The sequence below is a fragment of the Pedobacter aquatilis genome (assembly GCF_032678405.1).
Classification (GTDB): domain Bacteria; phylum Bacteroidota; class Bacteroidia; order Sphingobacteriales; family Sphingobacteriaceae; genus Pedobacter; species Pedobacter aquatilis_A.
The window spans coordinates 643,563-669,027 of record NZ_JAVTSJ010000002.1 but is presented as its reverse complement, the minus strand read 5'-3'; the positions used below and the strand labels follow the sequence as shown (position 1 = coordinate 669,027).

The following is a 25,465-nucleotide window of genomic DNA, read 5'->3' as shown; positions in this document are numbered from 1 at the left end:
CGTTTTCCCTGCCATACGCTTATCGCAATATTTTTATTAGCTTTTAACACAGGGCATTTTATACCATGCATTACTGCCATGCGCTATTGCGCAAATTCTTTTTTAAGTTTAGTTAATCCGCTGGCAATACTTGCATCAAATTGCTTATCACCAACTTTTAATATGAAACCGCCAATTAGTTTTTCGTTAACCTTTTCATCAACGATAACCTCATTAGCGCCTAATTCCTTTTTAACAATAGCTACAATTTGCTCTTTAGCTGCAGCACTTAATACCGTTGCTGTAGTTACATCAGCAGTGACAATTCCTTTAATGGCATTGTATTGTTGTACAAACTGTTTTGCTGTAGCAAATAAGATAGCAGAACGACCTTTGGTTACCACAACCTTAAAGAAAGATAATGTTAACTTACCAACCTTATCTGCAAAAAGACCATTTAAAATACCAGTTTTTTTATCTAAAGGTACAATCGGGTTCTTTAATATTGCCTCTAGTTCAGGGGTTTGATCAACCACTTTTTCAAAAAGAACCATATCATTATAAGAAGCCTCTAACGCGTTATTTTCAACGGCTAAGTCTATTAATGATTTGGCATATCTACTTGCAACTTTAATTTCTGACATATTTTTAGGTGTGAGATGTGAGATGTGAGATGGAAGATTTGAGAATAAGTCTCGTATCTAATATCTAATGTCTCAAATCTATTTTCTCAAAACTAGTTTAATTCAACGTCCTTTAACAAGTTAGCCACTAAAGCTTCTTGTTTTGTTTTATCATCTAACTGGGTACGTAAAACACGTTCAGCAATTTCTAACGATAACGTAGATACCTGATCTTTAACTTCAGCAAGGGCAGCTTTCTTTTGGTTTTCGATTTCAATTTTTGCTTTCTCAATTAATTTCGAACCTTCAGTTTGCGCTTGGTTCTTAGCCTCGTTTAAGATATTATCTTTTAAGGTTTTAGCTTCCTTTAAAATTTCATCACGCTCAGCACGGGCTTGTTGCATTAAATCCTGGTTCTGGCTGGTTAAACGGGCCATCTCCTGTTTTGCCAATTCAGCTTTGTTTAATGCTTCATCAATACTTTGCTCACGCTCGTGTATAGCACCTAAAATAGGTTTCCATGCAAACTTTCTAAGTATAATCAATAAACAGATGAATGCTATCGAAGTCCAAAAAACCAATCCTATGCTTGGGGTTACTAATTCCATTTTATCTAATTTTTAAATACAATCTTTTAATAAGGTCGGGTAAAGAACCAATCGTTAATTACCCAACCTAATTTTTTCAGTGATTATTAACCGTTTAAGCCTAATAATGCAACTACCACACCGAATAAAGCAGCACCCTCGATAAGGGCAGCAGCGATAATCATTGCAGTCTGAATTTTTGATGCAGCTTCTGGTTGACGAGCAATACCTTCCATTGCTTTACCACCTACTTGACCGATACCGATACCTGCACCGATTACTGCTAAACCGGCACCGATTGCCGCGATTGAACCTACCATAACTAATTTAATTTATATTAATTTGTAAAAAATAGTTTTCTATTAATGATGTTCTTCTACTGCCATACCAATAAACAAGGCAGTAAGTAATGTAAAAATAAAGGCCTGTAAAAACGCTACTAGTAACTCTAACACATCCATAAACAATACGAATGCAACTGAAACCGGGGCGATAGCCAATGTTTCGAAAATAAATATTAACGATATTAAACTTAATACGATAATGTGACCTGCGGTAATGTTCGCAAACAAACGAACCATTAAAGCGAAAGGTTTAGAAATAATACCAATAACCTCTACCACAACCATTAAAGGCCACAACCAGAAAGGAACATCAGGTAAAAGAATGTGTTTCCAGTAGTATTTGTTACCATTGATATTTACAATAATCAAAGTACCCAAAGCCATAACGAAAGTTAAAGCAATATTACCCGTTACGTTAGCACCTCCCGGGAAGATTGGAACTAAACCCAATAAATTGTTAAACCAGATAAAGAAAAACACCGTTAACAAATAAGGCATAAATTTATTGTACTTATGTCCGATGTTCGGTTTAGCGATATCATCCCTCACAAAAACAATAATAGGTTCGATTAAAGACTGTAAACCTTTAGGTGCTTTACCAACACGTTTTCTATATGAACCAGCTACCGAGATAAACACAATAAGAATTAACAAGATTGCAACAAACATAGCCGCAACATTCTTAGTAATAGAGAAATCAAGAACTGATTTACTTGCTTCTTCATTAATTTTACCGTCAGTCCCAACCACTTTAACATGATCTTCTTCTAAGCGATATGTATTATATTTTCCAGCATAATCATGCTCACCATGATGAAAATTACCAGAAGAAAAAACCTCTAAACCCTGAGAAGTATATAAAATTACCGGAAGTGGCAATGATGTGTGTCCCCATAGATGCCACATGTGTGAATCAGCAATGTGCTCCATGATTACTTTTGTAGGCTCGAATTTTTCTTTTCCGTGCGCTACAGCTTCATGCTCACCAGAAACAGCTTCAGCAGTTTTAGCAACAGCACTATCAACAGGAACAACAGCACTATCAGCTTGAGCGAAAGTATCAATTTTGATAGATAAAAACGCGACTAAAAGCGTAAAAACAACAATTACCTTCTTAACTTTTGATACTAAAACTTGGTTACAATCCATTTATTGGCAGATTTTTACTTTAAATTTTGGTGGCGCAAGTTACGTAACAAACAGTATATTTCAAAGACTGAAAACAATAAATATAAAGAAAAAAAATTTAGGAGAAATACAAGCCCAATTCCCTTCTCTTTTATACTGTAAATCAACACAAAAGCCATACAAAAAATCATCTTCACCGCAATCGATCCCATAATCGCCATAATTCCAACTTCGGGATCTTTTTTTATGCCAATATCAACAAGCATATAAGCGATATAAGTTATACCTGCAAGGAAACCAAACAGGAGCCAAAAATTGTTAACGAAAAGTTTTGCGTCAGGAAATACCATAGGCAGAATTGCAATGATGCCTATTAATAATCCAACAAATATCAAATAGGAACTGGTAAATTTGGCTAGACTCAATGGAATATATTCTTTGCAAATGAAAACTTTGGCAAAGATAAGGTTTTTAGTATCAAGTAACTAGTAAGGATGGGTAAATATTGCGTGGGAGGTTTATTGCTTAAATGTTTAAAGCGGTTAATCGGTTAATTGCATCAATAGCGTAAATATATGAGTATTATTGAATTGCCAAATTGTTAGTTTAACTAAAAAAACTAGAAACTAATTTCTTGTTACTTGCTTAATGGCTTGGTAGAGCGCAATCCCCACCCCTGCTAATGCAAAAGCCGCTGTTATTAAATTGGTCTTGCTGTTTCTGTGCTCATCAATTTTATAACCTATAAAAGTTAAAAGACCAATGGTTGCAATCATCTGAAAACCTATGGCCGAATATTTTGCAGCAGCATTAACTTTTTTTTCACTATTTTCATCTTTAGGCTTTTCCATTTGTTAATGCAATAATTAAGTTAACTTTGAATAATTAAATTTGTTCTGGGTAAAATATTTTTACCCAAATTTTGTTAATTGGATATAACTAACGCAATTTTTATAGTTGAAAAAATACGCCGGCAAAACCTTACATCTTTTAGTATTATTTTTCAGTGCTTTCTTTATATATGGCTGTGTTGCCAATAAAGATACTGCCGTTGACCGTAAGATGCAAAATCTAACGGCAAGGTATAACTATATCTATAACTCAAATGTTCTTCTAACAGAATATAACGAGGGTTTGTTACAAACTTATTCTGATAATTATGAGAAAATTCTACCGGTTTACTTAGATCCAGAGCCGCAGGTAAACTTAACATTATCGCCAGATGTGCCCAACAAATCTTTAGATGAAGTAATTTTTAAAGGCCAGACCATTATTAATGAAAAGAGCTTCAGCAATTATATTGATGACGCTTATATGCTTTTAGGTAAAGCCAATTATTTAAAAGGTAATTACTTTATCGCTTCCGAATATTTCGATTACACGGCTAAAACATATAAGAGCAACTTAAAAACTTTCATTATGGCCATGAACTGGAAAGCCAGAAGCCAGATGGAGTTAAATAATATGGTATATGCTGATAAGATTTTAGACACCATGTTGCGTGCCGCAGATGAGTTGAAAAAAGACTTACCAGAGCCACTGGCAACAACGGCGCAAATGCGTATCTACCAGAAAAGAAATAAGGAAGCTATTTTATTACTACAGGAAGCAATAAGAACAGCGAACGAAAAACAATTAAGAATCCGTTGGCAGTATATCCTTGCTCAGTTGCAGGAAAAAGAAAATGATTTGCAGAATGCCTTTATCAATTACACAAAAGTTGAGAACAGTAATGCGCCTTTCGAAATATATTTCCATGCGAATTTACAACGTATTAAGCTAAAGGCATTAATTAGCGGTTATAAAGTAAATGAAGATAAGGCCTTGCTTGCGCTACTAAAGGATGATAAAAACTTTGACTACACCGACCAGATTTATTATCAGGTTGGTGAATTATTTTCGAAGGAAGGAAACTTTATAAAGGCTGAAGAAAACTATCAGAAATCGGCTCAAAAAAGCACCAAAAACCAAAATCAAAAAGCTCTATCTTATTTACGCATTGCGGATTTAAACTTTAACGAATTCAAAAACTACATTAAGGCTAAAGTTTATTACGATAGCACTGTAATGATTTTACCCAAAAATTTTCCCGATTACGATAACATCGTAAAAAAAGCCGCGAACCTCCAGTACCTGGCCGACAGGTATAATTTAATATCAAGAGAGGATACATTGCAAGCCATTGCAAAGCTCCCCGAAAGTGAAAGGGCGGCGAAAATAAAAGATTACCTGAGACCAAAGGTTGAGGTTTCGAGTATTCCGAACACAAACGTACAATCTTTAAATAATTCGGGTTTCCCAACACAAAATGTGAGTGTTTCAGCTAACAGCGGAACCACCAATACCTTTTACTTTAACAACAATGCGGCAATAAGTGCTGGTTTTAATGATTTCAAAAAGCGTTGGGGAAATAGGGCTTTGGAGGACAACTGGCGCCAGAGTATTCGTAGCTCCGCACAGGAAACAAACCAAATACTGGCCGGAGGAAAGGTGGCAAATTCGGCTAACCAGGTTAGCGATCCGAATGCACAGGCAAATGCAGAGCAAACTTCGTTAGAACAGCAGTTTACAAGTGCTTTACCGCTTAGTCAGGCAATGGTAACGGCATCCAACCAAAAAATTATCGATGCCTACTTTGAAATCGCAAGTTTTTATCAGCAGGAATTAAATGATAAAGCAGAAGCAAATAAAGTATACCTCGAACTACTGAGACGTTTTCCCGACAACAATCACCTTGCCGCAGTTTATTACAGTTTGTACCTGAACTATAAAGGAAACGACGAAGGAAAAGCAAACGAATACAGGCAGTTGGTTTTAACAAAATTTCCTGAATCAAATTTCGCTAAAACCATTCTAGATCCATCATATTCTGCCAAGCAAGATGCATTGGAAAACAGTATCCATCAAAGTTATAATTTAACCTTTGATGCCTATGCTAAAAAAGACTATCCCAACGTGATTAAGCAGGTTAACGAAAATATTGCCGCTTATCCAGCTAGTGACTTAGCGCCTCAATATGCCTATCTGAAGGCTATTGCGATAGGAAGAACCAATAAAGTTGATGCGCTTTTAACGGAATTTAACCTGATCACAACACTTTATCCCAACGATTTAATTATTACACCACTCGTAAGAGATCATTTAAAATACATAGAGGCAAACTTAGAAGAGTTTAAACAAAGGCCCGTTGCGCTTATCTATTTTGATGCAAATGAACCAAGGTTTGTAAGCCAGGCAAAACCTGCTGATACAAAGCCAAAACCAATTGAAAATATTAATGCAGCTGTTACAGTTAAAACCAATGAAGTGGTAACTAAAACAGTTGAAAAACCAACTGAAAATAAAGCAGATGCACCAAAAATTACCAGTATATTTAGTACTGCAACTTCAAATACTTACTATTATGTTATAGATGTTGCAGATGCTTCCTTAACTTTGAGCTCTTCCAGGTTTGGAATTGGTCAGTTTAACCGTGGGAATTATCCTGACAACGATTTGGCCCATAAATTGGTAGAGTTAGATGATGACCAGCTTATTTATGTAACCAGTTTTGTTGATCTGGAAGATGCCAAAATCTACGAAGAAAGTATTAAAGGCCAATTGAAGAACATAATGAAAGTGCCTTTAAACAAATACAAAAGCTTCATCATCAGTAAAGAAAATTTCGAAAAACTAACAGATAGAATTCGGATTAACGAATATCTGGAGTTTTACAAAAACAATTATTAAAATGAATAAATCTCTTTCTGCGAATAAATCCCTTTCAGCAGCCGATATTAAAAGGTACAACCTTCGAATCTGGAAAATAGTTATTGGTGGCATTGCAATATTCGCCATTTTTATTTCCATGATGGGCTTTGGTCTTTTCGGAAGTTTACCCTCCTTCAGAGATATTGAACACCCTAAGAGTAACCAGGCATCTGAAATTATAGCAGAAGATGGCAGAACGCTTGGGACTTATTTCGTACAAAACCGTTCTAACGTTAGTTATAAAGAAATCTCGCCTAACGTAATTAATGCCCTTATTGCTACAGAAGATACTCGTTTTAAAGAACATTCGGGCATTGATTTTCAGCGTACTTTTACCATCATTGGGTATAATTTAATCGGTAGAAAGCAGGGAGGCAGTACCATTACGCAGCAACTCGCCTTAAACCTTTTTTCAGAAGAAGGCAGAGAGCGCAACTTTTTTAAACGTGTTATGCAAAAGTTTAAAGAGTGGGTTGTTGCGGTAAAACTCGAAAGAAATTATACCAAGGAAGAAATCATAACAATGTATTTAAATACAGTTGATTTCGGTAATCAGGCCTATGGGATTAAATCGGCAGCCAGGGTTTATTTTAATACAACACCCGATAAACTTACTGTACCGCAAGCAGCTACACTTGTAGGAATGCAGAAGGGAATTACCATGTACTCGCCTACCCGCAACCCTGAGCGTTCAAAGGCACGAAGAAATACCGTAATGTCGATGATGGTTAAGTCTGATTTCTTAACACAACAACAATTTGATGAAGAGAAAGGAACGGATTTAAACCTTCATTTTAATGCAGCTACAGTAAATGATGGCATTGCACCTTATTTCAGGTCGGTGCTAAAAAATGATATCAAAGGCATTTTTGAAGAACAAGGTATTACCAAACCCGATGGAACACCTTATGACCTCGATCGTGATGGTTTAAAAATTTATACAACGCTTAATTATGATATGCAGCAATATGCTGAGGATGCCCAAAAGGAATACATGAAAGTACTTCAGGAGCAATTTATCAAGAGCTGGAAAGGCAGAAACCCATTCAAAGATAAAGCTTTACAAATTGAGCAGGGCATAAAACGATCTGACCGATATAAGGCAGCCAAGCTGGAGGGCAAAACCGATGAAGAAATTACTACTGAATTCAATACCCCGACTGACCTGACTATTTTTACGTGGAAAGGAAATTTAGATACCACGATGAAGCCAATTGATTCGGTTCGTTATTATAAAATGCTCTTACGTAATGCGATGATGAGTATGGACCCAACAACAGGTTATGTTAAGGCATGGGTTGGTGGCATCAATTACGAGCATTTTAAATACGATCAGGTTAAAATGGGAACACGTCAGGTTGGTTCAACAGCCAAACCATTTACCTACACTGTGGCAGTAGAAAATGGCATTTCGCCATGTTTAACTGTTCCGAATGTGCCGGTAACGATTGAAGGTTACGGAGAACCATGGACACCGAAATCTTCGGGTACACCACTTGCCGGTTCCATTACTTTACAAAAAGCACTCGCATATTCGCAAAACTACGTTACGGCCTATGTAATGAAAGAGGTAGGGCCAGTCGCCGTATCGAGCCTGGCAACCAAAATGGGGATACCAAATGTTCCGCCATATCCATCTATCGCATTAGGTACTTTCGATGCTTCAGTATACAATATGGTTGGGGCTTACGGAACTTTTGCTAATAAAGGTGTTTACACCAAACCCGTTTATTTGCTTAGAATTGAAGATAAAAACGGAGTTGTTTTATACTCACAAAAAGCAATACCTAAACCTGTTATGAGTGAAGAGGTGGCTTACGTTATGACCAGGATGCTCAAAGGTGTTGTAACAGGCGGTACCGGATACAGGCTTATAGGTAAGTATAAAGTTAATGCACCAGTTGGCGGAAAAACCGGTACAACCCAAAACAATTCAGATGGTTGGTTCATGGCAATAACGCCTCAGCTGGTAACCGGTGTTTGGACTGGCTGTGAGGATAGGGCATTCCACTTTTTAAGCACAAGCCAGGGTGAAGGTGCCAATACAGCACTGCCAATTTTCGCCGGTTTCATAAAAAGAGTTTATGCAAATCCTAAGTTAAAGATAAGCCATGCCGATTTTGAAGCACCAAAATCTGGTATATCCATTGTATACGATTGTAATCAATATCAGAAACAAGAAGAAGGTACAAACGAGCTGGATGAAAAATTAGGCTTTTAATTAAGCATATGCATTGGTCATCAATTAACGATGAGCCAGGTTTATTATCAAAACAAAATTAATTGTAAGTTTTCCTGTAGAGAGCCTTTCAATTTCGAACCCTATTTTGCATTTAAATGAGCAGTTTCGACCATAAAACAGCATTAACGGCTATTCCCCATAAACCGGGTGTATACCAATACTGGGATGCAGATGGAAAGTTAATGTACATTGGGAAAGCGAAAGATTTACGAAACCGTGTTAGCTCTTATTTCAACAGTGATAAAAATCAATTCAATGGTAAAACACGCGTTCTGGTTTCCAAAATCAGGAAAATAACATTTACCATAGTTGATACCGAGATTGATGCCTGGCTACTTGAGAACAGTCTAATTAAAAAGCACCAGCCAAAGTTCAATATCAACTTAAAGGATGATAAAACTTATCCCTGGATTATCGTTAAAAATGAACATTACCCAAGAATTTACTGGACCAGAAAGGTTATAAAAGATGGCTCTACCTATTTTGGCCCTTATGGTTCTATAGGTATGATGCATACCATATTAGATTTAATAAAGGAAACTTATCCTTTACGAACCTGTTCCTTGCCATTAAATGATAAAAATATTGCTGAAGGTAAATTTAAAGTTTGCCTTGAATATCAGATAGGCAATTGCAAAGGACCTTGTCAGGCATATCAGGCTGAAAGTGATTATGATAAGAATATTGGCGAAATTAAAGAGATCCTGAATGGTAAAATAGGGAATGTTATACGTGAGGTTAAAAGTGTAATCAAAAATGCTTCTGAAGAGCTAAATTTCGAGCTGGCCCATCAGTATTCGCGAAGATTGCAGGTTTTAGAAAAATACCAAAGCAAATCGACCGTTGTAAATAGTGCAATTACAAATGTGGATGTAGTAAGCATTGCTTCGGATGACCGCTATGCCTTTGTGAATTACCTCAAAGTAATGAACGGTACAATTATCCAGACCCAAACCATCGAAGTAAAAAAGCAGCTTGATGAAAGTGACGATGAAATTTTAACACTTGCTTTGCTTGATTTCAGGACCAAATTCAGCAGCACATCAAAGGAGATTATTGTTCCATTCGAACCTTCTCTTGAAGATGAAAGTTTAAAGTTTACCGTTCCGAAATTGGGGGAGAAAAAGAAGCTTTTAGAATTATCACAAAAGAATGTACTGTTTTTTAAGAAAGAAAAGTTAAACCAGTACGAAAAACTAAATCCCGATTTACGTACCGACCGTATTCTAAGCACTATGCAAAAGGATTTACGTTTAACACAACTTCCACAGCACATCGAATGTTTCGATAACTCGAACTTTCAGGGTAAATATCCGGTTTCGGCTATAGTAGTTTTTAAAGATGCTAAACCATCAAAGAAAGACTACCGCCATTTTAATGTTAAAACTGTAGAGGGGCCCAATGATTTTGCCACAATGGAAGAAGCGGTTTTCCGCAGGTATAAACGTATGCTTGAAGAAAACCAACCATTACCTCAACTTATTATCATTGATGGCGGTAAAGGTCAGCTTTCATCGGCCATGAAGAGTTTAAAGAGCTTAGGCATTGATAAGAAGGTAACAGTAATCGGCATTGCCAAAAGATTGGAAGAATTATTTTATCCCGGAGATTCTTACCCCCTTTATCTTGATAAAAAATCGGAAACACTTAAAGTAATTCAGCAACTTCGCGATGAAGCGCACCGTTTTGGCATTACGTTCCACAGGAAAAAAAGAGATCAGGGAACATTAAAAACAGAACTCGAGCAGATTCCTGCTATTGGAAAAACCACTGCCGACAAACTTTTAACGCATTTTAAATCAGTTAAGAAAATTAAAGAAGCAACTGAAAAAGAATTAAGTGAAGTGCTGAACAAAAAACAGGTGAATACTTTATTAGCTTATTTTAAAAAGGAATAGTCACATTCTTTTTTCAGGAAATTTCCAATGAACAAAAAAGGCTTCGAAAATTCGAAGCCTTTTTTGTTAGTATTCCCAGAGTCCTTGTTCGTAATCAAGAACTGATTTTTTAATTCTTTCAGATTCCATTAACCGCTCTCTTGGATCGGTAATAATATCCCTTAACTTGTTATCCCCAGGATTAGATTCCTTAACAATATAGCTGCTAAATAAACGACGGATGAAAAAATCGTCAAAGCTTAAAGTAGAAGCATCGTTATTTGTATTAATTAACCTTTTGTGGGCAATAATCGGTCTTAATTCGTCATAATTAATCCAGAACACAGGTTGCCACTGCTTAGAAGACTCCACAAATTTCATTGGAGCAATACCAACAATTCGTGGTTCGAATATCGAACGCTTAACGTCGAAAATCCAGTCTTCTTTGATTCTGAATTTCAAGAAAGACTCCGGATTAAGATCATTTGCAACAGTTTTTACTGTACCCGCTTTTGAATCAGTAACCTCAACAGTTCCTGCCGCCTGCATAAGTGCAGTATCAGCAGTTAAAGGGTTTGTAAAAGCATCGTCTTCGTTATTTAAGGTATCGAAAGGCGAATAGGCGGTAAGTTCTTCAGACTTTACAGCTGCAATCAAAACATCAATTAATCTTGATTTAGGAGATTTAAGAGAAGAGTTCACAGTATCACGAAGATCAATTTCTCTCCAGATACGTTTTGCATAGAAAACATCCTCTTCGCGTACATCTGCTAATGGAACCATTACGGTACTATCAATATCTTTACGGGCATAGAAACCATCTCTTGGTGGTACTTTCAGCTTTTTCTTTACTGTTAATTTCTTAGCGCTATCTACTGGCGCAGCAGTACTAACAGTCGATTTAGGAGTAGTAGTAGTTGCAGTAGCCTTCTTTTTAAGAGGGGTTTGTGCAAATACAAATCCTGTTGATAAAACTAATACAGCAATGCTTAAAATCCTTTTCATCTTATACTTATTTTACTGTAAATGCTAATGAAGGCAATACATTCTGACGGCCATCAGGGCCAACAGATACGATATCTTCGAAAAACACTCTTGTTCCCGGAGTTATTGAATTTATAGCAGCCTTCACAGGTCCTGCAAATCCGCCGCCACTACCCGAAATGGTAATCGCATCCGAACGTGGTTTTATAATTGTTAATTTATAACGCTGAATTTTGAACTTAACATCAAAAGGGAAGTCTTCTAAATCAGCTTCAATTTCCGATTCGCTTTTCAACTGAACAGAAGCAATGTCACCTCCAGCTCTTCCTCCAACTTTAGCAGTTGGTTTAGGAATAGCTTTCACCCGGAATTTCTGTGAACCAAGGCTAATGGTTTTACCCGCATTTGATGCAGAAACATTGATAGAAACTTCTGAACCAACTTGCGAACCACTTGCCAACACATTATATTTTCCGGCACCGGCTTTACTTATCGATGCACCTGAAGCACTTGCATTTACACTTTCAAGCGGAAAACCTGCTGCCGATACTGAAAACGGATTCGGAATACCAGCATAAATAACATTCATTTTATCTGATGATACGCTAGCAGATGGTTTCGCAACCTGATAAGTTTGTTCAGGTGTTTTATATTCTTTAATCTGTCCATCAGTTTGGCGCACACGAACGGTACCTACCCATTTGAAAACACCTACACTTCCTGTACTACCTGTATAAGTTCCCTTACCATCTTTAACAGCTAATTTTCCACCACCAACTGTAATATCAGGATTAGACCTTGAATCACTTGCTGTTAAAAATACTTCAGCAGTATACGGTTGCCCTTGAATAACATATGATGTTGGTGCAACTGCAACAGCCGCAAACTTATCAATGTTAACAACAGCCTTATCCATGTTACCGAATAGCTTTTTAATTACTTCAGCCTCTGCATTTTTTGTATCAGCTTGTAGCTTGGTTAAATTAGTCATTGCAGCTGTTAAGGGGGTTCCTTCACCAAAGTTCACTTCTTTCCAATCACCCTTACCTTTTCTAATAGGGTCTTTAGCTTCTAATGAAAATGAAACTCCACCTTTGTCTGCCGGATCTAATAAAGCAATTAGTTTCTGACGGGTTTCATTAATTTTCGCTTTTAATTTATCGCCCTGGCCCTGGTTAATCATAATACCAGTAGCGATATCCATGTTTTCTCTACGCTTTAAATCGCCAGTTAAAGTATCAATGCCGTCGCCAGCCTCAGTAAACTGCTTTTTAATTCCTTCAATAAAGTTATTCAAGTCATCAGCAACAGCCCTGGCCTGCTTTGCACGCTCGTATATTGGTTGAGCACGTGCAGGTTCCTCTTTTAACTTTGAATTTTCAAATGCTGAAAAAAGTTGATTTATACTTAAATTAACATTATCACGGGAAGTAGCTAAACTATCGTTAATGTTTTTAAAAGCATTCAATATTGTATCTGATACGTTTAAGGCCAGCATAGCTAACAATACCAAATACATGATATTGATCATTCGCTGCCTGGTTGTTTCTTTTCCGCCTGCCATTTTTTATGTAGCTTTCTATTTAAATTAAAAACTAAATAAACTATACGCGTGGACTGTTCATAGCCGATAGCATATTACCATAAATCGCGTTTAGCGATGATAAGTTTTTAGCCAACTTATTAACTTCTTCTTTAAACTGTTTAGAATCTTCCATCGACTCATTAAAGTTTTGCATCGTAAGTGATAAGTTAGAATAGAATTTATTCATCGATTTCAAGTGTGCACTCGAATCCTGTAATTCCAATTCGTAAACCGCATTTAATGCTGATAAGTTTTTAGCTAAATTAGTTACCTGATCATGATAAGCCTGAGAATCTACATTACTATCGCCCATTGCTTTTAAATTAGCTGTGGCTTTTTCGAAAGAAGCGCTCAAATTATCGAAACCAGCTGATGCTGTTTTTACCTTACCTGTAAATTCATTTGTAGCCAAAGATGCATCTGCAACATTCGAGATAGAAGCTACCTTATCGCCAAAAGTACGTAAACCATTACCTAAACTTTCAATTAATTCAGGACCTACTTTAGCGTCTGATAACATTTTATCTAAAGCTGCTGTATTTGGAGAAGCCACTGCCGCAACTGGTCTGGCCGACGCGGTAGGTAGTTCACCAGCAAAATCTGTTCTTAATTCAGGATACACTCTTTCCCATGCTGGTTCTGGTTCAGGTGGGAAGAAACCTGTCAGGAAGAATAAAAAAGCCTCTACTCCAAGTCCAACGCCAATGGCGATGTTACCAAAAATTCCACCGATGTGCAGAATTTTAAATAATGCCCCGATAATTACAATACTCGCTCCCCATGAAATCGCTACGTGTAACCAACTTGGTTGTTTCTTTGCTGCCATAAAATTTTGTTAATGTTTTTCTTTTAGTTTTTAGTTTTAGTTTGTTTGGTCTGTTTAGCTTTTGTTTCTTAAATCTGTACCATATAATGATGATACACATCTGAAACCGATATAAGATCTTTGCTGGTCCTGATATTCATATGTAGATACTGCATTCTGAAGAAAATAGCCGGTATCTTTCCATGAACCACCTTTAACCACTTTACGCTTTAAATATTTGCTATCGTCTTTACCTGCAACATAAGTGAAGTTCGGACTTAAATCGTGTAACAATGGAGCAGCAGATTTATTATATGCTGTTTGTGTCCACTCAGCAACGTTACCCGACATGTTATATAATCCATAATCGTTCGGGAAATAAGAACGTACGCCTACAGTGTATATACCTCCGTCGCTTGAATAATCTCCGCGACCTGGTTTAAAGTTAGCCTGTAAACAACCTTTAGTATTTCTGATGTAAGGGCCACCCCAAGGATATTTTGTTTTAGTATTACCACCTCTTGCTGCATACTCAAACTCCGACTCAGAAGGTAATCTGTAATCAGCCCTGGCATTAGCAGGCATTTTTCTGGCAGAAGCTACACCTTGATAAAGTTGTGTACGCCAGTGAGAGAAAGCCTGGGTTTGTTCCCAGCTTACACCAACAACAGGATAATCATCATAAGATGGGTGGTTGAAATAACCACGAACCATTGGGTCGTTTTGAGAATAAGAGTAATCTGTTTTCCATACCATTGTATCAGGATAAACAGCAATGGTATATCGGTCTATATAATCCTGACGTTTGCTGTTTGGATCCTTATGACCCAAGGCAGCTTTATCAAAATTCAGGATGCCATAAGTATATTCTAATTTACGAACATCAATCTCTTTTTTGCCTGGTAAAGCATCAAGCCCAGAATAATACATGTTATCCAACTGACTTGCATTAGCGGCATTTGCACCTTTACCTTTTCCACTCCAGATACCCGATCCATTACCTACTTTTCTCCAGTCGATATACTTCTCACCTCCAAGCGCTCCGGCTGCAGCACCTTTTTGAGTCATCATATATTGCTGAGGGTATCCCATCATAACAATTGCAATTGAATCACGCACCCACTTGGTGAACTGGCGATACTCTGCATTTGAAATCTCTGTCTGATCCATAAAAAATGCAGGGATCGTAGTCATTCTGCTTGGCCCGGATTGCGAAAACGTAATATCTTCATCCGATCCACCTAGTGGCGTATGCCCAGGGGGAATATAGACCATGCCCAACGGAATGCGTTGGTTTTTAAATTTTCGGTTGTAAGAGCCTACAAGCTCACCCTGGCCACCATGACCACAGCTTGCGAGTAATACAGATACGCCCATTATAGCTAGAAAGTAAATTTTCTTCATATAGTAATTATAGTGTACAAAACACAATTAGCAATTGTATCAAAAATGGGTTAAATAAACAACAAAAAATAAAATTTTACACGAAAGTACCTTTATTAGGGTATAAGAATGTTTTTTTAACATATTAAACCTAATATTTTCGTTACAATTCGCGGCATTATCTTGCTATAACTCAAAAAGTTGCAGTTTATTGTCGCTTAATAATAAAATTTAGAGGGAATCCTTACTTATTAGATACTTTGATGTAATTCTCAATAGCCATAGTCATTGATGGCACACCTGGTGTAGGTGCAGCAATATCAACAATTAAGCCCATATCCGTTACAGCCTTACTTGTATTTACTCCAAACGCTGCAATTCGAGTATTATTTTGTTTAAAGTCAGGAAAATTTTTAAACAGCGATTGAATGCTTGATGGGCTAAAGAAAGCAATTACATCATAAAACACTTCTGCAAGGTCAGAAAGATCACTTACAACCGTTCTGAATAATACCGCAGGAGTAAAGTTATAACCACTTTTTTCTAAGAACTTCATGGTATCCTCAGTAGCTACATCAGAACATGGATATAAAAACTTTTCGTTTGCATGTTTTTTTAACACTTCAGCAAGATCGGCAGCCGTTTGTTTACCAAAGAAAATTTTACGTTTTCTATACTGTATGTATTTTTGGAGATACAATGCTATTGTTTCAGAAAGACAGAAATATTTTAATTCTGCAGGAACATCATAACGCATTTCCTCACATATCCTGAAGAAGTGATCGGCAGCATTTCTGCTTGTAAAAATAACTGCAGTAAAATCAGCTAAATTGATTTTATCCTTTCTGAAATCCCTTGCAGGCACACCTTCTACGTGAATGAAAGATCTGAAATCAACTTTAAGGTTATGCTTTTTAGCTAAATCGTAGTAGGGAGATTTTTCTGTTTCAGGCTTCGGCAAAGTAACCAAAATACTTTTCACTTTACGGATTCTAGAGTCGTTCTTTTCTTGCATTTTCCTTTTTTCTGTTACAATCCTATCGTTTTAATTAGTATTAAAATAGGGCATAATTCGAGGGCGCAAAAGTACAGAATTAAATGCATTTTAGAAAACTTATTATTAGAAAGTATCGTAATACCGGCTCTTAATAATTGAAATGCAAAAATAATCACTAAAAGCAAGATAGCCAACGCGATATAAACAACACCATACTTTAAAGGTGACAGTGCGAATGCAACAACTAATGGAATAAAAAGCAATGAAGCATTAAAATAACTCAGATAAAGTATCGAAATATACTCATTTACAGGTCTTTGCACATTAAACAGAAATCCAAGAAATCTTAGAATAATTAATTTCAATGCATAAAACAAAATAATTGTAACAGAAATACTGAAGAAAAACCTAAAACCATCCTTAGCCTGATACATATCATAATATTGAGCAACAAGGAAGAAAAACATTCCTAAAATGAATCCGAATTGTATAAACAATAGCAAAAATGGCCAAGAGCTAAACAAATTATCTTCTTTATTGATATTGTTTAGAATTCGATTGCTAAAAAAGGACTGAACAATTGCAGAAAGCTGTTTGGAAAACGCATTTTTTAATATCGCAAATACAACAAGCATAATAAAAATAAACCCCAATAGCCAGGCATTCCCTTTTGGAATAGCATGCCCTAACTGATAAGGGTTTTCCTTCTTTTTTAAATGCTGATATTTTTTATGCCATGCATTTAAATCTAAAACAGGAAAAACATATTCTTTTTCAATACTATCAAGTAAAGCGTTTTTATTAATCAAACTATCAGGCAAAACCCAAGAATGTCTGATGATAGAATCGGTAACAATTTGCTGCCGAACCAGTGTTGCCGAATCTGGCCTATATCTTTTGTACTGATATTTTACAACCGAATTGGAATCAATTTTAACAGGAGTTTGCTGTGCAGCAAGAAATTTTGCAGGCAACAAAAACATTAATAAAATGAAAATAAATCTCGGCATGCTTTAAATCAAATCTTAATCCTGCAAAAGTAGTCGAATAATCATTGTTTACCTAAAGAAAAGTAGGGATTTAGCATATGTATAAACATGCAGTGTGATAATTTCCATTAACTCATTCAAGATTGCTTTCTCATGCTTTGCTTAACCTTTTCTCTATGTTGTGCTCCCCAACTACTTAATTCGGCTAAAACATTTTTTAAAGTATGACTATAATCTGTCGCTTCATAAATAATAGTAACCGGTGTGGTTGGATAAACATTTCGTTTAATAAAATCATTAAGCTCCAGGTCTTTTAACTCATTAGCCAACACTTTAGAAGAAATTCCGGAGACTTCATGCTGGATTTCATTAAAGCGTTTAGCAGATTGTACTAAAGAGAGAATCAAAGCCAGTTTCCATTTACCATTTAATACATATAGAGCATCGAGTACATTTTTAAGGGAGTCACCGCATTCAGCTTTGCTCGGGAGTAATTGGTTTTTAACGACTTTCATGTCAACAAAGATAATCACTTACCTTAATGTAAGCGCTTACCTTTTGGTAACGAGTAACTTTTTATCAGCAACCAGCCCTAGCTTTGCTTTTGTAAAATAATTAAAAACATGAAACACATCCTTCATTTAAAATCGAGTATACAGGGCGCCACATCTTATAGCATAAAATTAGGCGAAGCCATTGTTAAAGAGATTGAGCATAAATATCCTGGCAGCACGCTTGAAGAGCTAAACCTTGTCGATATCGAAATCCCTCATCTTAGCCAGGAAGTTCTTCGAACATTTTTTATCCCAACAGATCAGCTTAATGTTAATGAAAAAGAGTCTATCAAGCTATCAGATCAATTAGTTAAACAATTATTTAAGGCTGATATTATTGTAATCGGCGCTCCTTTAATTAATTTCACGATACATTCTTCGTTAAAAGCCTGGATTGACCACATTACCAGGGCAGGGATAACATTTGGATATAGTGAAAACGGACCAGTTGGCATGGTACAAGGGAAGAAAATTTATGTGGCCATGTCTTCAGGCGGTATTTATTCAGAAGGCCCAGGCAAAGCGAACGATTTCGTGGCCCCTTACTTAAAAGCTTTTTTAGGTTTTCTAGGAATGACCGACCTTACCGTATTTCGTGCCGAGGGATTAAAAGTACCCGGAATTAAAGACACTGCATTTGCTAAGGCTGTTGAAAGTATAGTGATAGATTAATAAACTTAGTGTTTGCGCATTAGCTTAATTACTGGTGCGCAAATTAAACTCCGTTATTTTTTACTACCGCAGCTGTAACCATCAATTGCCCTACATGGCGCATGGTATGTTCGGCAGCGTGAACAAGCAATCCGATAACTGTTGATGGCAGTCCGGCACGACCTATACCTCTGAAATCTGCAAGTGTCGATTCATCGGTTATTTTTATTTGTGCTAAAGCAACATCAACCTGGTTATTAAACCGATTCACCAAATCCTGTACGGTATAACCATTTACTGAATCTTTACCCTCTTCCGCGAGCTGTTCAAATTGAAATTCAGAAAGTTTTTCGTTTCTAGCATAGGTAAAAACCCGGTCTAAAACGCCACTTAAATGTTGTAAGTGAAACCCAGTTGAGGCCATCCCCGCAGGACGAACCCAAAGCAATTCGACTGGGAACTCAAACATATATTCATTTACTTCTTCCCTTGCCTGTAATAGTGCGTGGGCAACAGGCTGTAATAATGCAAGTATTTCGGGTAATGGACCGCGTTGCCAAACTTCTAACTTTTGCGACATCTTATCTTCAGATTTTCTTTAAAGATATATTGATTTTAACCAAAAATTAAAGTTAAACAGAATATCAAGATTAGCCATAAGATCAAAATACCTACAAATAAAGGCTTCATCCTGCTTTTATTATTCTTCGCTGCAACTACCGAGGTCAATCCGAATAAAAACTCTAATGCTATTTCTATCATAATCAGCAATTTAAACTAAGATACAAAATAGCAAACAGTTGTTACAACTTAACTTATTTAATTGTCTTGTTCCGTCCCCTACTTTGTCTCAACTAAACCTTTTTTTGATCTTTAGTTTCACCTAAATTTGATTAACCGAAAATTGTTATGGCGACAAAAAGGAAAAAATTATCCAACCTAATCGTTATTTTTATGTTAGTTGAATCACTTTTATTTTTATGGTCTACGCCCGCGGTGGCGAAGAGAAGTAATAACATGAATAAAAATATTATTACCGGTTATGCGCCAGTAAACGGCATAAAATTGTACTATGAAATCCGTGGCGAGGGCAACATACCTTTGGTGTTAATACATGGGGGTGGCTCGACTATTGAAACTTCCTTTGGAAATCTTTTGCCACTACTTTCTGATTATGGTAAAATCATAGCTGTAGAATTACAGGCCCATGGACGAACAAGCGATAGAAACCAACCTGAAACTTTTGAGCAAGATGCTGATGATGTTGCAGCCTTACTTAAGTACCTTAAAATAGAAAAGGTGAACATCCTGGGCTTTAGCAATGGCGGAACGACAACTTTACAAATCGCAATCAGACATCCAAAAATCGTAAATAAAATAATACCCGTTTCGGCAAGTTATAAACGCGATGGACTAATAGCAGGCTTCTTTGATGGCATGCAAAATGCTTCTTTGGACAATATGCCCGAACCATTGAAAAAAGCTTATCTCAAAGTAAATCCAAGTGAAAAAGGATTACAAACAATGTTTGAGAAAGATAAAAACCGAATGCTAAATTTTAAAGATTATGCTGACGAATCTATGAAATCGATTAAGGCAAAGACTTTACTCATTGTTGCCGATAAAGATGTAATTACTGTGCAGCACACGATAAAAATGTCGGAGTTAATTCCTGAGGCAAAATTGATTGTTTTACCAGGCGTTCATGGCGAATGTATTGGCGAAATTTGCACAACGGTAAAAGGAAGTATTCAGCCAAAAGCTACAGCAATGCTGATTAAAGAATTCTTAAAAGCATAAATATTCGAAATCCTACATAGACTTCGAATATTTATTGATAAGGCATTATCGTATTTTAACAGATTTCACTAAATATCCGTTGCTCCTGTTATTAGGGTCGTGCACAACAGTTGCATCAATTAAAACTTTTGCCGCGTACCCCGAATCCGTTTCAAATTTCTGCCGAAGTGCCAAAACATCTTCGAGTTGTTTTTTAACTGCATCATTTTCCGGTCTGAGAATGTAATTACCGTAGTAAAAAACCTGGTTGTCCAAACGGAAAGCAATTGTTGTAGCGAAAATATTGTTTGTTTTTAATGATATATCGAATGGTTCTGTCCCCGTATAAATATCCTTGCTAATTACCTTAACAAATTTATACCACCTGCTTGGGCCATCCATCGGTGCAACATCAGGTATATAAACCGTTGCCCTAACTTTGTAGGTATAACCCAGTTCTCGTTCATCAAATCCTTCAAGATAAGTTGATGCCAATGTTTTTTCTGGTAAAGTGTAAATCATTTGCTGCCCCGACACCGCATAATGATCAACAAATAGCTCAACAACCTTTCCGTTTTCAGCACCTTTCTTGCATCCAAAGGATAATAACGTTAAAAGTAGTAATGGTAAATAGCGCATGTTTTCAGAAATTTTAGTACTCTTTTAAAGATAAACGTTATTTAGTTTAAAAACGCTACTCCGAAACTCAAAAAATCACCAAAAATTAATTTGACTGCGCCATCAAAAAGTTACGGAGCTAAGCAACTGTTAATCATCCTTTAAATTATATTTGTTATGCAAATCGTTGTAATTCCAATAATAGTATTTGTATCCTTCGAACCAAACAACTATCCCATATGACTAAAAAACTTTACGCTTTGGCACTTATTGTGCCCTTATTTTCTTACCATCCATTGCAGGCACAAACTGCTCCCACGGGCGAAAGGGCGCAATCGCCAGCCCCTGCAACTAATATTGCTGCTTTTACAAAAGATTTCAAAAAACAGGAAGGCTATTTTAACTTCTATTATGATGAAAAAACCGGAAAGGTTTTTCTTGAGCTAGATCAGTTTGACAAAGACTTTCTTTACTTCAGCTCATTAACTGATGGAGCGGGCAGAAATGCTGAGCGTGGCGGTGCTTCAACAAACGTTGCACGCTTTATTAAAGTTGGCCCTAAAGTTTTTCTACTTGAGCCTAATCTTGCTTATCGTGCCGGCAATGGGAATCCTGATGAGATAAAAACTGTTGAAGGTTCATTTGCAAAATCGGTAATCTGGGGTTTCGCTCCCGTTGCTACTGAGGGCAATAAAACCTTAATCGATTTGACCCCTTTTATTATCCGTGACAGCCAGAATATTGGTGGAATTATGGGTGCACCTGCTTCTTCGGGAGGCGCAGGTGGAAGAGGTGCTGCAGCAGGAGGCGGGACCTATCGTGTAGATGAAACCAGGTCGGCAGTTTACCTGCCGAACACTAAAAATTTCCCAAAAAACACCGAATTTGAAGCCATGCTTACTTTTACTGGAGGTGCACCAGGCGGAAGAGGAAATCTGGCACCCGATGCGAATGCAGTTACGGTTAGGATGCATCAGTCTTTTGTAGAGTTACCTGATGATAATTTTAAACAACGGAAATTCGACCCTCGTTCGAGTTACCAGCTTTTTAGCTATACTGATTTTTCCGCACCAATGTCCGAACCCTTGATAAAGCGTTTCACACGCAGACATCGGCTGGCGAAAAAAGATCCAAACGCCAAAGTAAGCGAAGCGGTAAAACCGATTGTTTATTATATCGACAGAGGCGCTCCTGCACCGATAAAAAAAGCGTTAATTGAAGGTGGTGCATTCTGGAATGAAGCTTTTGAAGCCGCCGGATACAAAGATGCTTTTCAGGTGAAAGAACTCCCGGAAGGCGCCGATCCAATGGATATCCGTTATAACATAGTAAACTGGATTACCCGGGCCGGAAGCCCAAGGGCTTTTTCTTATGGCTCATCTTACAGCGATCCAAGAACAGGTGAAATTATAAAAGGAGTGGTAACCTTAGGTTCCGACCGCCATCGCCAGGATTATTTAATTGCCGAGGGTTTGCTTCAACCTTATACCGACGGCAAACCTGTAAGCAAAGCTATGGAAGAAATGGCAATTGCCAGAATAAGGCAATTATCGGCACATGAAATTGGCCATACGCTCGGTTTAAACCACAATTTTGCAGCAAGCCCTAAAGAACGTGCTTCGGTAATGGATTACCCCTTTCCTAGAATAAAGCAAAGAGCTGATGGCAGTATTGATTTATCTGATGCTTATGCAAAAGGCATAGGCAGCTGGGATAAAAGGGCTATTATATGGGGTTATAGTGATTTCCCTAAAGGAGCTGATGAAAATACAGAGCTGGATAAAATCATGAACGAGACCTTAAAACAAGGCTTCCAATATATTCCCGATATTGGCGGATATACCCATCCAAATGCGAACCAATGGGAAGATGGAGAAAATACCATTACAGAGCTAAACAGGCTGATGAAAATCAGGAGGCAGGTTCTCGATAATTTCTCAGAAAAGGCAATTGTTAAAGATGCCCCAATGGCAACGCTTGAAGAAGTTTTAGTACCGATTTATTTACTTCATCGTTATGAAATAGAGGCGGTTGCAAAAAATATTGGTGGACTTTACTTTACACATGCAGTTAAAAATGATGGTCAGAAAGCGACTAAAATGGTTGAACCTGCACAACAGTGGGCGGCTTTTGACGCATTACTTGCAACAGTTAGTCCCGAAGCTTTAGCTCTACCTGAAAGCTTAATTCAAAAAATTCCTCCACGCCCTTCGGGTTATCCTGCATCTGCAGAAACCTTTAGTGGTTACACCGGTCCAACCTTCGACCCGATTGCTACCTCAGAAGCCGCTGCAAATGAAACGATTTCTTCTTTATTAAACGCCGAACGTGCATCCCGTTTGGTAGAATATAACTCACGCGATTCGGAACAACCTGGATTAATGGCTGTAATTGAAAAACTGGTTGCAAAAACGTGGAAAGCAGAACCGGTATCAGGCTACAAAGGGCAGTTACAGGTTATGGTGAATAACCTTACGTTAAAATACCTGTTGCAACTGGCTGCAAACAGCCGTGCTTCTGAAAGTGTTCGAGGTGAAGCCCTTTTGGAGATTGCGGAGCTAAAATCGTGGATGAACGGAAGGCTAAGAGAAGCTCAACCAAAACAAAAAGCCAACATTCTTTATGGCTTATCGCAAATTAAAGAATTTGAAGAATCACCTTCAAAATTCCAGCCTGAACCTGCACAGGTAATGCCTCCAGGTGCACCAATAGGTATGGGAGGCATGGATTTTATCGACGACTGGAAATAAAAGCATTGTGCAATAAAAGCATCAATCGAGAATGATTGATGCTTTTATTTTCTAAACCGACTTCAAATCATCAGCTGCCGTTATTCCGCCATCTACCCAAAGCCATTCTATTTTCTCGTAGGTAAATGATACTTCTTCATACTCTACATATTTTACCAACTCAGGGTCTTTAACGTTAGGCATAACAAAATGAATATTGGTTATTCTGACATTTGTTAGCCGAACGGTATATTTTTGCACTTCAGTACCAACACCCGTAGCAGCTTTAGCCTGTGGCCCCCAGAATTCAAGCTTCCATTCGGTAATAAAATCATTTGTAGTAAGGGCGCTGTATAATAACGGGCTCGATTTGTCGAGCTCTTTGGTAATAATAAATGGCGAATGAACTCTTCTGCCAATAGCTGCTCCTGATGCCGGATTTGTTGGAGTGCTGACCTGATGGCTGGCCGCAATGACCAGAATTTTATTTTCTTTTCCCTTTTGTATAACCGAGCCTTTAATTTCACCCGTTCTTTTTCCTTTTAGAGATAAATAAGCGTTAAGTGCCATAATCGTTCTGATTAGTTTTAAAATGATTAGCTAATTTAAATATACTGATTACTAGATTATTAAGCAAACAGAAACTATCTGAAACAGCGACAAGAGAACGGTTCTAAATTAAAATGAAATTACATTCCCGGCTTTAATTGTTCTAATTTTGAGGCAAACAAAACATAATATGTCTAAGACAAAGCTTACAATTAACAATAACGGTTCAGTTAAAATAGAAGGCGATTTCGAAATCGTAGATAGAAACGGAAACGAATATGGCTTACAGGGAAGAACGGTTCTTTCAATTTGCAGATGCGGCCTATCTAAAAATAAACCATTTTGTGACGGCGCACATAACGGCCATTTTGAGCACGAAGCAATTGCATTTGATCTTCCTCCAAAAAAAGTTTAATCTTTCACATTTCATCATGCCGGATAGCATTTGGCATGATGAAATGATTTTTCTACATCCTCACCAACCTTCGGTATTCTTTCGGGCTACTCACCTTTTGCCTCCTGAAAAACTTATTAAAATGGCTCTCGTCAGTAAAGCCAAATTCGCTAGCAATTTCATTCAGGCGCTTATCGCTAAATTGAAGCCTGTGTTCAATAAGCTTCGTTTTATAATTGGTAATGTATTGCTGCAATGTTTCATTGGCATGTTTTTTAAAGTATTTACCGAGGTACGATTCAGATAGCTGAAATTTATCGCTTATCGCTTCTGCTTTTAATTTTTCGGGGTAATAAATATTATGTTGTATGTATTGCAGAATATCCATCGCCTTTTCTTCTACCCCAACATTAACCTGCTCAGGCAAATATTTAGCAATATTACGGGCAACAACAATAATTAATGTATTAATGAGCTGTTGAATCAGTTCCTGGTTGTAAACATCTTTCTGTTCATATTCTTCTTTAATAGAAGCCACAATTGATGAAACAAGTTTTTTATCGCGTTGATTTTTTAAAATACAACCTGGCTGGTGGTTGGCATTTTGTAAAATAAATTCCAGCCTTTTCACATTTTCACTTAAAAGACCACTGTTTTTCAGGTAGATATCGGTAAACTTCAGAAAGAAAAATGCAGTTGTTTCTTCCACCTCAAAAGAGTGGCAGTCTTCTGGTGTAAGCAGAAACATGTGTTCGGCATGATAAGAAAATTTACTTTGGTTAATACATTGCCTACCCTTACCCGATTGAATGTACACCAGTTCAAAAAAATTATGTTTATGCTCTAACTTAGGGCAGCTATCCAGTGTTTGATAAACTATAGAATAAGGTTCGTATAAATTTTCTCTTGCCATAGTTG

Annotated in this window: 24 protein-coding genes; 7 read left to right on the top strand and 17 right to left on the bottom strand. The window is 37.2% G+C overall.

The window, feature by feature from the left end:
* Nucleotides 1-83: 83 nt before the first annotated feature.
* From atpH to R2R71_RS08365, 6 genes are all read right to left on the bottom strand, one after another.
* Nucleotides 84-623, bottom strand: a complete 540-nt coding sequence (gene atpH / locus R2R71_RS08390) for an ATP synthase F1 subunit delta (RefSeq protein WP_316830815.1) — start codon at nucleotides 621-623, stop codon at nucleotides 84-86.
* 92 nt (nucleotides 624-715) lie between these two features.
* Entirely contained in the window at nucleotides 716-1,210 is a 495-nt protein-coding gene (locus tag R2R71_RS08385) for a F0F1 ATP synthase subunit B (protein ID WP_316830814.1), read from the bottom strand.
* 86 nt (nucleotides 1,211-1,296) lie between these two features.
* Entirely contained in the window at nucleotides 1,297-1,509 is a 213-nt protein-coding gene (atpE, locus tag R2R71_RS08380; RefSeq protein WP_025144011.1) for an ATP synthase F0 subunit C, read from the bottom strand.
* A 42-nt stretch (nucleotides 1,510-1,551) separates the two neighbouring features.
* Nucleotides 1,552-2,682 (bottom strand): F0F1 ATP synthase subunit A, encoded by a 1,131-nt coding sequence (gene atpB, locus R2R71_RS08375; RefSeq protein WP_316830813.1) that lies wholly within the window; start codon nucleotides 2,680-2,682, stop codon nucleotides 1,552-1,554.
* 14 nt (nucleotides 2,683-2,696) lie between these two features.
* A complete protein-coding gene (locus R2R71_RS08370) occupies nucleotides 2,697-3,086 on the bottom strand; it encodes a hypothetical protein (protein ID WP_316830812.1) in 390 nt (129 codons plus the stop codon).
* Between the two features lie 201 nt (nucleotides 3,087-3,287).
* Complete coding sequence (locus tag R2R71_RS08365; protein ID WP_316830811.1) at nucleotides 3,288-3,512, bottom strand: AtpZ/AtpI family protein; 225 nt, start codon at nucleotides 3,510-3,512, stop codon at nucleotides 3,288-3,290.
* Nucleotides 3,513-3,618: 106 nt separating this feature from the next.
* Here R2R71_RS08365 and R2R71_RS08360 point away from each other — a divergent pair, with 106 nt between their 5' ends.
* The 3 genes from R2R71_RS08360 (at nucleotide 3,619) to uvrC (ending at nucleotide 10,551) form a co-directional block, all read left to right on the top strand.
* Entirely contained in the window at nucleotides 3,619-6,390 is a 2,772-nt protein-coding gene (locus tag R2R71_RS08360) for a gliding motility protein (protein ID WP_316830810.1), read from the top strand.
* Between the two features lies 1 nt (nucleotide 6,391).
* Nucleotides 6,392-8,632, top strand: a complete 2,241-nt coding sequence (locus R2R71_RS08355; protein ID WP_316830809.1) for a transglycosylase domain-containing protein — start codon at nucleotides 6,392-6,394, stop codon at nucleotides 8,630-8,632.
* A gap of 116 nt (nucleotides 8,633-8,748) precedes the next feature.
* A complete protein-coding gene (uvrC, locus tag R2R71_RS08350; RefSeq protein WP_316830808.1) occupies nucleotides 8,749-10,551 on the top strand; it encodes an excinuclease ABC subunit UvrC in 1,803 nt (600 codons plus the stop codon).
* 66 nt (nucleotides 10,552-10,617) lie between these two features.
* On the opposite strand, the gene gldN is transcribed toward uvrC, so the two are convergent.
* The 7 genes from gldN to R2R71_RS08315 all read right to left on the bottom strand — a co-directional run bounded on the left by gldN (nucleotide 10,618) and on the right by R2R71_RS08315 (nucleotide 17,788).
* Complete coding sequence (gene gldN, locus R2R71_RS08345; protein WP_316830807.1) at nucleotides 10,618-11,535, bottom strand: gliding motility protein GldN; 918 nt, start codon at nucleotides 11,533-11,535, stop codon at nucleotides 10,618-10,620.
* 7 nt (nucleotides 11,536-11,542) lie between these two features.
* Nucleotides 11,543-13,078, bottom strand: coding sequence for a gliding motility protein GldM (gene gldM / locus R2R71_RS08340; protein ID WP_316830806.1), 1,536 nt, complete (start codon nucleotides 13,076-13,078; stop codon nucleotides 11,543-11,545).
* Between the two features lie 40 nt (nucleotides 13,079-13,118).
* A complete protein-coding gene (gene gldL, locus R2R71_RS08335) occupies nucleotides 13,119-13,925 on the bottom strand; it encodes a gliding motility protein GldL (RefSeq protein WP_316830805.1) in 807 nt (268 codons plus the stop codon).
* 54 nt (nucleotides 13,926-13,979) lie between these two features.
* Nucleotides 13,980-15,308 carry an SUMF1/EgtB/PvdO family nonheme iron enzyme gene (locus R2R71_RS08330; RefSeq protein ID WP_316830804.1) on the bottom strand — a complete coding sequence of 443 codons (1,329 nt, stop codon included), beginning with the start codon at nucleotides 15,306-15,308 and terminating at the stop codon, nucleotides 13,980-13,982.
* A gap of 223 nt (nucleotides 15,309-15,531) precedes the next feature.
* On the bottom strand, nucleotides 15,532-16,302 hold the full coding sequence (locus R2R71_RS08325) for a uroporphyrinogen-III synthase (protein ID WP_316830803.1): 771 nt from the start codon (nucleotides 16,300-16,302) through the stop codon (nucleotides 15,532-15,534).
* 14 nt (nucleotides 16,303-16,316) lie between these two features.
* Nucleotides 16,317-17,267 carry a DUF4271 domain-containing protein gene (locus R2R71_RS08320; protein ID WP_316831000.1) on the bottom strand — a complete coding sequence of 317 codons (951 nt, stop codon included), beginning with the start codon at nucleotides 17,265-17,267 and terminating at the stop codon, nucleotides 16,317-16,319.
* A 143-nt stretch (nucleotides 17,268-17,410) separates the two neighbouring features.
* Nucleotides 17,411-17,788 carry a helix-turn-helix domain-containing protein gene (locus tag R2R71_RS08315; RefSeq protein ID WP_316830802.1) on the bottom strand — a complete coding sequence of 126 codons (378 nt, stop codon included), beginning with the start codon at nucleotides 17,786-17,788 and terminating at the stop codon, nucleotides 17,411-17,413.
* Between the two features lie 108 nt (nucleotides 17,789-17,896).
* Between R2R71_RS08315 and R2R71_RS08310 the strand changes: the two genes are divergently transcribed.
* The gene (locus tag R2R71_RS08310) at nucleotides 17,897-18,499 is read left to right on the top strand and encodes an FMN-dependent NADH-azoreductase (protein WP_316830801.1); all 603 of its coding nucleotides are present in this window, start codon (nucleotides 17,897-17,899) and stop codon (nucleotides 18,497-18,499) included.
* A gap of 43 nt (nucleotides 18,500-18,542) precedes the next feature.
* Here R2R71_RS08310 and R2R71_RS08305 read toward each other — a convergent pair whose 3' ends face one another.
* A complete protein-coding gene (locus R2R71_RS08305; protein WP_316830800.1) occupies nucleotides 18,543-19,058 on the bottom strand; it encodes a DinB family protein in 516 nt (171 codons plus the stop codon).
* A 437-nt stretch (nucleotides 19,059-19,495) separates the two neighbouring features.
* Here R2R71_RS08305 and R2R71_RS08300 point away from each other — a divergent pair, with 437 nt between their 5' ends.
* On the top strand, nucleotides 19,496-20,278 hold the full coding sequence (locus R2R71_RS08300) for an alpha/beta hydrolase (RefSeq protein WP_316830799.1): 783 nt from the start codon (nucleotides 19,496-19,498) through the stop codon (nucleotides 20,276-20,278).
* A gap of 45 nt (nucleotides 20,279-20,323) precedes the next feature.
* Here the strand turns inward: R2R71_RS08300 and R2R71_RS08295 are convergent, their stop codons facing one another.
* Entirely contained in the window at nucleotides 20,324-20,896 is a 573-nt protein-coding gene (locus tag R2R71_RS08295) for a hypothetical protein (RefSeq protein ID WP_316830798.1), read from the bottom strand.
* A 218-nt stretch (nucleotides 20,897-21,114) separates the two neighbouring features.
* Between R2R71_RS08295 and R2R71_RS08290 the strand changes: the two genes are divergently transcribed.
* Nucleotides 21,115-23,625: a zinc-dependent metalloprotease gene (locus R2R71_RS08290; RefSeq protein WP_316830797.1), complete on the top strand. Its 2,511-nt coding sequence runs from the start codon at nucleotides 21,115-21,117 to the stop codon at nucleotides 23,623-23,625.
* A gap of 51 nt (nucleotides 23,626-23,676) precedes the next feature.
* Here the strand turns inward: R2R71_RS08290 and tssD are convergent, their stop codons facing one another.
* Nucleotides 23,677-24,174: a type VI secretion system tube protein TssD gene (gene tssD, locus R2R71_RS08285; protein ID WP_316830796.1), complete on the bottom strand. Its 498-nt coding sequence runs from the start codon at nucleotides 24,172-24,174 to the stop codon at nucleotides 23,677-23,679.
* Nucleotides 24,175-24,343: 169 nt separating this feature from the next.
* Between tssD and R2R71_RS08280 the strand changes: the two genes are divergently transcribed.
* Nucleotides 24,344-24,568, top strand: coding sequence for a CDGSH iron-sulfur domain-containing protein (locus R2R71_RS08280; protein WP_056087622.1), 225 nt, complete (start codon nucleotides 24,344-24,346; stop codon nucleotides 24,566-24,568).
* A 52-nt stretch (nucleotides 24,569-24,620) separates the two neighbouring features.
* Here the strand turns inward: R2R71_RS08280 and R2R71_RS08275 are convergent, their stop codons facing one another.
* Nucleotides 24,621-25,460, bottom strand: a complete 840-nt coding sequence (locus R2R71_RS08275; protein WP_316830795.1) for an AraC family transcriptional regulator — start codon at nucleotides 25,458-25,460, stop codon at nucleotides 24,621-24,623.
* Nucleotides 25,461-25,465: the final 5 nt, after the last annotated feature.